Origin of the sequence: Corynebacterium sp. HMSC055D05, from assembly GCF_001810365.1 — a bacterium.
GTDB lineage: Bacteria > Actinomycetota > Actinomycetes > Mycobacteriales > Mycobacteriaceae > Corynebacterium > Corynebacterium coyleae.
Window position 1 is genome coordinate 9,422 of record NZ_KV801071.1, and the last position, 8,338, is coordinate 17,759.

The 8,338-nt window shown below is 59.1% G+C and carries 7 protein-coding genes; 4 read left to right on the plus strand and 3 right to left on the minus strand.

Translation table 11 applies throughout. The features are described from left to right. Window positions 1-2,089, minus strand: a 2,089-nt coding sequence (locus HMPREF2734_RS05820; RefSeq protein WP_210384741.1) for a YPDG domain-containing protein, incomplete at its 3' end; no start/stop codon positions are given. 411 nt (window positions 2,090-2,500) lie between these two features. Between HMPREF2734_RS05820 and HMPREF2734_RS05825 the strand changes: the two genes are divergently transcribed. Together HMPREF2734_RS05825 and HMPREF2734_RS05830 are read left to right on the plus strand one after the other, a co-directional pair. Beyond that, entirely contained in the window at window positions 2,501-2,785 is a 285-nt protein-coding gene (locus HMPREF2734_RS05825; RefSeq protein WP_070422119.1) for a type II toxin-antitoxin system TacA family antitoxin, read from the plus strand. Beyond that, window positions 2,778-3,290 carry a GNAT family N-acetyltransferase gene (locus HMPREF2734_RS05830; RefSeq protein ID WP_070422117.1) on the plus strand — a complete coding sequence of 171 codons (513 nt, stop codon included), beginning with the start codon at window positions 2,778-2,780 and terminating at the stop codon, window positions 3,288-3,290. The genes HMPREF2734_RS05825 and HMPREF2734_RS05830 overlap by 8 nt, the downstream gene beginning before the upstream one ends. Here the strand turns inward: HMPREF2734_RS05830 and HMPREF2734_RS05835 are convergent. Then, window positions 3,261-4,346: a hypothetical protein gene (locus HMPREF2734_RS05835; protein WP_141750438.1), complete on the minus strand. Its 1,086-nt coding sequence runs from the start codon at window positions 4,344-4,346 to the stop codon at window positions 3,261-3,263. The two genes, HMPREF2734_RS05830 and HMPREF2734_RS05835, sit on opposite strands and share 30 nt — an antisense overlap. A gap of 245 nt (window positions 4,347-4,591) precedes the next feature. Continuing rightward, a complete protein-coding gene (locus tag HMPREF2734_RS05840; protein ID WP_070451081.1) occupies window positions 4,592-5,881 on the minus strand; it encodes an adenylosuccinate synthase in 1,290 nt (429 codons plus the stop codon). Between the two features lie 52 nt (window positions 5,882-5,933). On the opposite strand from HMPREF2734_RS05840, the gene HMPREF2734_RS05845 reads away from it, so the two are divergent. Together HMPREF2734_RS05845 and HMPREF2734_RS05850 are read left to right on the plus strand one after the other, a co-directional pair. Beyond that, window positions 5,934-6,737 (plus strand): hypothetical protein, encoded by an 804-nt coding sequence (locus HMPREF2734_RS05845; RefSeq protein ID WP_083308099.1) that lies wholly within the window; start codon window positions 5,934-5,936, stop codon window positions 6,735-6,737. Between the two features lie 301 nt (window positions 6,738-7,038). Beyond that, window positions 7,039-7,887, plus strand: a complete 849-nt coding sequence (locus tag HMPREF2734_RS05850; RefSeq protein WP_070569911.1) for a PRC and DUF2382 domain-containing protein — start codon at window positions 7,039-7,041, stop codon at window positions 7,885-7,887. Window positions 7,888-8,338: the final 451 nt, after the last annotated feature.

The window sequence follows — 8,338 nt, forward strand, 5'->3', positions numbered from 1 at the left end:
GAACCTTCGGGTTGGTCTTGTCTTCCTTCTCCTTGTCATCCGGGATGCCATCACCATCATCGTCCGGATCCTCAGTGTCGGGTGTGCCGTCCCCATCGGTGTCCAGCTTGAACTTCGCGGTCGCGTCGTCGGTGGAACCATCCGGGTAGGTCACAACAACCGGAACGTCGAATTCCTCAACGGTATCCTTGTTCAACTTGGACTTGTCCGGGAAGGTCACGGTGATCTCGCCGGTGTTCTCGTCGATAGTGACCACGTAGCCCTCAGGAGCCTTGAAGTCCTGCGGAATCGCAAACTTGGAGCCCTCCGGAGCGTCGACCTTCTCCTCGGTCTCGTTGCCATCCTCGTCGACCTTGGTAAAGGTCGGAGCAGACTTCGTCTCCTCGCCCGGAACAACGAGCTTGTCCTCATAGGACGGGGTGTACTCGTCCGCGTCGCGGGTGACCAGCACGGTCCATGCGGAAACATCATTGCCTCCAGAGACCAGGACCACGTTGAAGAAGTCGCCCTTCTTCGCATCATCCGGGATGTCGAAGGTGCACGCTGCAACCTGGGCCTTGATGCCCTTGGACTGGTCGAGGTCGCACGTCTTGAGGACCTTGCCCTTAGCGTCGCGCCACTCCACCTTCGACGGCAGCGTGGACAGGTTGCCGTGGAATTCCGGCGTCACCGTGACGCCAGGTGCAGCCGGCTTATCCGTCGCGTTGTAATCAGCCGTGATCGACACCGGGGTGTACGGCATGACCGCGTAGTTGACGTTGTACAGCGAGTTCAGTTCCTGGTACGGAAGACCGTTGAAGTTAATCGGCAGCTGGTTCTCGCCCGGGGAAGCCGCCGCCTTGAAGTTTCCACCGCCGTTAAAGCGCTGGAAGATCGGGGTGTGGAAGCCCGTGTAGCCGTTCTGGACCACACCGTCCTTGTTCTCCACCCACACGAACATGTGGTTCGGGTTGAGGATATCCTCGCGGACCTGGCCCTTCTCGTAGTTGCCAAAGCGCAGGGTGTAGCGGCCTTCGTTATCGGTCTTGCCGTAGACGGTCTTGAGGATGTACTCCGGATTATCCTCGAGCATCTGCTTGGTCGCCTCGGCCAACTTCGCCGGGTCGTTCTTGTACTGCTCGTGCAGCACCTGGTTTGCCGCGGCACCATCCTTGGTCAGGGTGGATGCGTAAACGGTGTAGCCGTCCGCGGGTTCGTCGATACCGTTGTACGACGGGCCGGTGGCCACGATGCCCTTGTCCGGACCGCCGGTCTCCAGCCACACGCGACCGGAAACGGTATTCGGTACGTCAGTCTGGGTTGACGCCAGACCGATCGGGCCCTCGGGGTCCTCGACCAGCCTGTCGCCCTTGGCAGCCATCCAGCTTTCCTTGTGGCTTGGCGGGACTTCCTGGTAGAACGCAGCCATGAGCTGAATGTTCGCGTCAGCAACGCCAAAGGATCCCAGCGGCCCTTCAACCAGCCCGTTGAACGAGCCGGGAACGAAACCGTTGGCCTGGCGGAACATGACAACGTTGTTGCCACGCTCGTTGGTAAACGGCTCAACCCAGATGCGGTGCTTCTGGCCCGTACGGGCAGACCACGTGTGCTCACGGCCAAGCTTGTCCGTCCAGGTAATGCCTTTATCGCCAGTACCGAACGCGAACGTACCCTGACCACCGTTACCGCCGACTACGTCAGGCAGCGTGTGCGTCTGCGCCTTGAAGATCGGCGAGTACGAACCATCCTTGTCACGGAACTGCGCATAGACGGTGATGCCGTCCAGCTTCACGTTGCCGTTGTCATACGCGGCACCCGGGTTACCGCCAGGAGTGGCCATGTAGACGTGGCCCGAGATCAAGCCCTTACCAACACCGTGTGCATCAGTCAGGTTCGCGGCCTTGGTGACACGACCGCTGGCGATCATGTCCGCATCAATGATTCCGTTCTCATCAACCACCGGAGCAGGCGAATTCTGCTCAGACTCAGCAGCAGGCGCTTCCTCCCGAGCGAACGCAACTGGCTGTGCGAACGGCGCAACCAACGCAAACGACAGCGCGGCTGCGGCAATGGAAGTGCCGCGGCGGCGGGAAATGTAGTTCTTCTTCACCGAAATTCCTTCCCTCGAAAATGATCCTTCGGTTAGATACGTGCATCTCTTTGTACGCTGAATTTGACACCTGTCACACAGAGACGACATAGCCGAGCGTAAGGAGTTAGACAAGTGTCCGTAATATTTTGTTTCTTTCACTTGATAATGCTTTTAATTCTTTAAGCTTCTTCAAAGCGTTCGCACCGCTCCACATGGCAAAACCCGCACCGCAATCCCCTTTTTCTTAGGTTGTGAGTTTTTGCATAGGGTCGCTTGCTGACGGTGGGGTTGGTGACGATCACATAGTGCCATCAACGCACGTTCTCACCCCTCAACTTGAGGCGCGAGGCAGCGTGGCGTACATTGTGCGCACAGGTTCTACACGTTGCTTGAAGACCTCACCACACAAAAGTAAGGACAGTGGTCCCTATGACTCAGCCAAAAGTTAAGCGACTTCACCTCAGGACAACAGAGGTCCAGGACGAGACGCTACGAAGTGCCGCCGAAGCCCAGGATGTTCCGGTGTCCGATTTCGTGCTCGGCAGCGCAATGATCGAAGCGGAAAAGATTCTTGCCGATCGCCGTTGGTTCGAATTGAGCGACGAAGACTTCGCCAAATTCGAGAAAGCCCTCGATACCCCCGTCGACGGCACGAAACTAGCGCGCCTTCTCGCATCCGACTCCGTCTTCGGAAAGGAGTTCCACCTTGACTAGGGACATCATCCAACCTCCGCGAACGATCGAAAAGGAAGATGATGTTGCAGGTTTCTCCTGCGGGGTGGAAAGCCTAGACAAGTGGCTCAAAGAAAACGCTTGGAAAAACCAACGCGCCAACAATTCTGTCACCTACGTGACAACGCTTAACGACAAGGTAGTTGGTTACTACGCTCTCGCATCGGGCGGAGTCAGCCGAGATGCCCTGCCCAAGCGATTCCGCAACAACCGTCCCAAGGATGTTCCGATCATCCTTCTGGGGCGGTTCGCTGTCGATTCGCGCGCTCAAGGCAGACAACTAGGCAAATCCCTATTACAGGACATGTTTAGACGCGCGATCGCCGCAGCGGAGATAATCGGTGCGGCAGCGATCCTCATCCACGCACACGATGAAAGCGCAAAACAGTTCTACCTCCATAACGCTAACTTTCATGAAATGCCAGGAGAACCGCTCCATCTCCTCCTGCCGGTGGAATCACTGATCCAACAAGCCCAGAACTCTTAGCATGCGGCGCCTCCACGCTTCCAACTCAATCGGCACAACGGTAGGCGTATCCCTCAGGGTTTCAGGCTCCCACAACCACATCGATCCCGTCGGCATACCGGCGGGCAAAGCATCAATCAGAAACTGGATACTCTCTAGTGGCGCATCCCTATTGCAGCGGTATGAAGCGGCGACGAGATTGAAATGATTGAGCGTGCTGACCAGCGACCCCTCCTCTACCGGTTGGTAGAGCTTCAACGTCTCCAAGGCGCGCTCCGGGTTTTCTCCAATAATGCAGAACCCGAAGTTTCTCTTCACCTCTGGCTCATTAGGAAACAGGTTTATGTTTTCACTTGCCAGGTTGACCGCCTGGTCCACGTCACCTTTGTCTAATGCGGCAATTACGGATTTCTGTGCTTTCTCCAGCTCAGCCAATGGCCCCCGCTGATAGGGCGCAATTTGTGAAGTTGCGCGCCTAGCGAGCTCTTGGGTTACATCAAACAAAGAGACTCTGCGTTCCTCCAGAAGACCAACGTCAAATTGGGCTAATCCCTGAACCGCACCGGGCTTCGTTATGAAAGTCAGCTCCCACAGCAGGGACTCACTAGCCCACTCGTCTAGATACGTTTTTGTAAACCGCTCACATACCCAAACCGTTGCGTCACGGCCATTGAGCAAAAACAGATCCTCACCATCGGCAAGAGACTGGTCTGTTGAGTAACGCCACCCAACGAGATGCGCAATAGGCGCCTCTTGAAGCCAACGTTGCACCTCCCGAACAAAAGACCCATTCATCGCCCTAGCTCGGGCCAAGCTCCGGTCTCCTGCTGCTACGCCTTGAAGCTCTGGACTTGCAATAAGAAGATCAGCCCATTCTCCCAGAAGCAGTTCATCACTCCCGCGTTCTTTTTCCAGCACGAGCTGCCGGCACGCTAACGCTCCTTCAAGGACAAAATCGATCAACATCGGCCCGAATCCAGTTCGGATGATCGCATCGGCGGACAGACCGCGATCGGCCAACTTGCCAAGTGCGGACGTGATTTGAGTATCACGACGCAACCTGTCTGGGACGTTCAATCGCCGCAGATTGTCCGAGACAAGCCGAAGGAGCTGCGCAGTCGTCCAGCAGCTCGTTGGCTCACCCGGGAGGTGCACATAATCTGCCCCTACGCCCTCTGAGTGATCAGCCGAGGAAACGAGTAACTCACTTAGTGTTTCACAAGTCCGTAGCCCGTTGCACAACCGATGGTCAGTGACGCTACATTCTTGGCTGGCAGCGGCAACATAATCGGCCAGATCACGTCCGCCCTGTGCCACTTCCCCTACCGCTCCATGATGTCGTGGCGCACGATGGTCTGATCGCGGCCCGGGCCGACGCCGATGTAGGAGATCGGCGCACCGGAGAGCTCCTCGAGGCGCAGCACGTAATCCTGGGCCTTCTGCGGCAGCTCCTCAAAGGTGCGGCAGCCGGTGATGTCCTCGTCCCAGGCGGGCATCGTCTCGTAGATCGGCGTTGCGTGGTGGAAGTCGGTCTGGGTCATCGGCATTTCGTCGAAACGCTTGCCGTCCACGTCGTAGGCCACACAAATCGGGATCTCGCCGATGCCGGTGAGCACGTCGAGCTTGGTCAGGAACAGGTCCGTAAAGCCGTTGACGCGGGAGGCGTAGCGCGCGATCACGCTGTCGTACCAGCCGGTGCGGCGCACGCGGCCGGTGTTCACGCCGACCTCACCGCCGGTGACCTGCAGGAACTCGCCCCACTTGTCAAACAGTTCCGTCGGGAACGGACCCGCCCCAACGCGGGTGGTGTACGCCTTGATAATGCCCAGCACGCCCGTGATGCGAGTCGGGCCGATACCCGCACCCACGCACGCGCCGCCGGCGGTCGGGTTCGAGGACGTCACGAACGGGTAGGTGCCGTGGTCCACGTCCAACATGGTGGCTTGGCCGCCCTCCATGAGGACGTGCTTGCCGGCGGAGAGGGCGTCGTTAAGCATGCGCTCCGCATCAATCACCATCGGCTCGAGGCGCTCCGCGTAACGGCCGAAGTAATCCATCGTCTCCTCGACCGAAATCGCGCGACGGTTATACATCTTGACCAGCATCTGGTTCTTCACATCGAGCGCAGACTCGATCTTCTGGCGCAGGATGGACTCGTCGAAAACGTCCTGCACGCGCAGGCCCACGCGAGCGACCTTGTCGGCGTAGGTCGGGCCGATGCCACGACCCGTCGTGCCAATCGCGCGCTTGCCCAAGAAACGCTCCTGCACACGATCCAACTGCTGGTGATACGGCGCCACCAAATGCGCATTCGCACTGATCTTCAACCGCGACGCATTCGCACCGCGCGCCTCAAGGCCGTCAATCTCCTCGAACAACGCCTCAAGGTTCACCACCACACCGTTGCCCAGAATCGGGGTGGCGTTTTCGGACAGGACGCCGGCGGGCAGCAACTTCAGCTCGTACTTCTCCCCACCGACAACCACCGTGTGCCCAGCGTTATTACCGCCGTTGGGCTTAACCACGTAGTCGACCCGACCGCCGAGAATGTCAGTTGCTTTGCCTTTGCCCTCGTCGCCCCACTGGGCGCCCACGATGATGATGGCGGACATCACGCACTCCTTAAATATGGCGTATGAACGGGCATATTGTACCGTGAGCGCCATGCGGCTCATCCACTGCGCATGCGGCGCGTCCCCCGAACCCTCAATTCCGGGCGCAGAAACGTTCCAACTCCCCGCGCACCCCACCCAGCGCGACCTCAAGTTTCTCGACGCCATCGCGCGCGAAGTGCTCCCCTCAGATCCCACCCCGTCGCTTGACGAGATCCAGAAAAACCCCGCCGTCGACCACCTCGGCGCACCCACGTTTGCGCCGCAGCAACCCTCTGAGCCGTTGCGTGTTGTGGTGTCAGGCAGCGACCGCGCCCTCGGGCTGGTGCTCACCCGCCTGATGCGCGCGGATTGCATGTGGGTGGAGGTCGGGTACGTGCCCGCGGATCCGCAATCGCCCGCGGCGGTGCTCTGGGGCGCGGAGTCTGCGGATCTTGCTGCAGGCGGGCCCGTGCGGCCCATCCCCTGCATCCGCACCGACTTCGGCGAGGTCGTTGCAGGATCCGCGGAGCTCTTTACTGACGACGGCGCCACGCCCTACTACGGCGAAGTCGTCGTCGACTCGGACGTGCTGGTCCACCCCGGCGTCGAATACGGCGCACGCCTCGTACCCACCGTCGACGCGCCCGGCATCGCCGCCGCCCCCTTCACCAGCCCACTCGTACCCACCCGCCGCTTCCTGCGCCGCCAACCCGTCGCACGCCTCGACGGCACCCGCACCCTCACCGGGCGCGCCCTGCAATCCGGTGGCAATGAAATCGCAGTGCGTATCGACGACCACCTGCGCCCCCGACCCGTCTCCCGCGTCACCTTCTACCGCCACCTGCGCGACATCCAAGCGGTCCGTTCGGCATAGTTTCAGGAATTATATTCACGCTCTGGCGGACTTCACATTTCGCGTTTTCTCTATGCGATTGGTAGCTCGCTGTTACCTAACTGACACATTGCGTTCATTTCGCTGAACGTTTTGCCACCTTTCAGATTTTCGTTTCCGCTGGCTGTTGGCGGTTTCCATGGGACTACCTGAACTTGTCGTGTTTGTCGCTCGAACACCCGTTCTACTTTTCGAGGCTCAGGTTGGGTCCGCTGCCAGAACGGTTGATCGTCGTTACGGTCGGAATCGTTCTCGCAACAACAAATCAAAAGGAGAAACAACAATGACTAACCTCAACCGCATCGAGGATCTTGCAAACGCAACCGCATACGACGTCAACGGCGACAAGGTCGGCGGCGTCAAGGACGTCTACGTCAACGACTCCTCCGGCCAGCCGGACTTCGTATCCGTTAGCCACGGCCTCTTCGGTGGCGGCGACTCCATCGTCCCGCTGCGTGGCCACACGCTTCGCGACGGCGACCTGCACCTCGCATTCTCCAAGGACCGCATCGAGGACGCACCGGATCTCGACGAAAACGGCCACCTGACCACCCAGGACCAGGACGCCTTCTACCGCCACTACGGCCTGGAGACCACCGAGGACGTGACCACCTACGAGACCGGTAAGCACGCCGCTGCTGGTGCCGGTGTCGGTGCTGCTGGTGCTGCGGGTGCTGGTGCCGCGGGTGCTGGTGCTGGTGCCGGTGAGCGTGGTGTCGTCGATAATGAGCGCGCCGCTGCCGCAGACCGCACCACCGACGTCGACGGCGAACTGATCCGCTCCGAGGAGCAGCTCAACGTCTCCAAGGACCGCGTCGAATCCGGCCAGGTCAGCCTGCGTAAGTACGTCGTCGAGGAGACCGAAACCGTCGAGGTTCCGGTCGAGCGCGAGGAAGTCCGCATCGTACGCGAGCCGATCACCGACGCAGACCGCGCAAACTACGACGGCAACATCGGCGAGCAGGAAGCATCCGTCACGCTTCACGAGGACCGCGTGACCGTATCCAAGGAATCCGTCCCGGTAGAGAAGGTTTCCCTGGAGAAGGACACCGTCCGCGACACCGAGCGCGTCTCTGAAGAGGTACGCAAGGAGCGCTTCGAGACCGACGGCGTCGTCGAAGACAACAAGTAAAACCTGTATAGGGGTTTAGCCCCTGGCGTTCGCCCCTGGCGTTCGCCCCTGGCTTTCGCCCCGGTTGGGAATGTTCCTAACCGGGGCTTTTTGCTGTTCGTTTTGCTGATCGTCTAGCTCGGCTAGGCTCCCTACTAGACGATCAGCATTCGGGTTCGAAGTTTTCCCAGGTGATATTGCACATGATGTTCGGTAGCGGCGAGATCGTCTAGTTGTGCCGTGTCATGTCTCATGACTTTTTGGACATGGAGTCCAGTCACTTATTGGACACGATGTCTAGAGACTTTTTGGACACTGAACCGGTGAAATGGTCGGATGGCTATTTCATCGCACACACGCAGAAAGATCGCGGATTTCGATCCGGTTCGCGACGGAAAAACTATCAAGCAGTTTTGCAAGGATGAGAAGATCTCTCGGCAGACGTTTCATAACGTCAGGGATCGTATTGCTC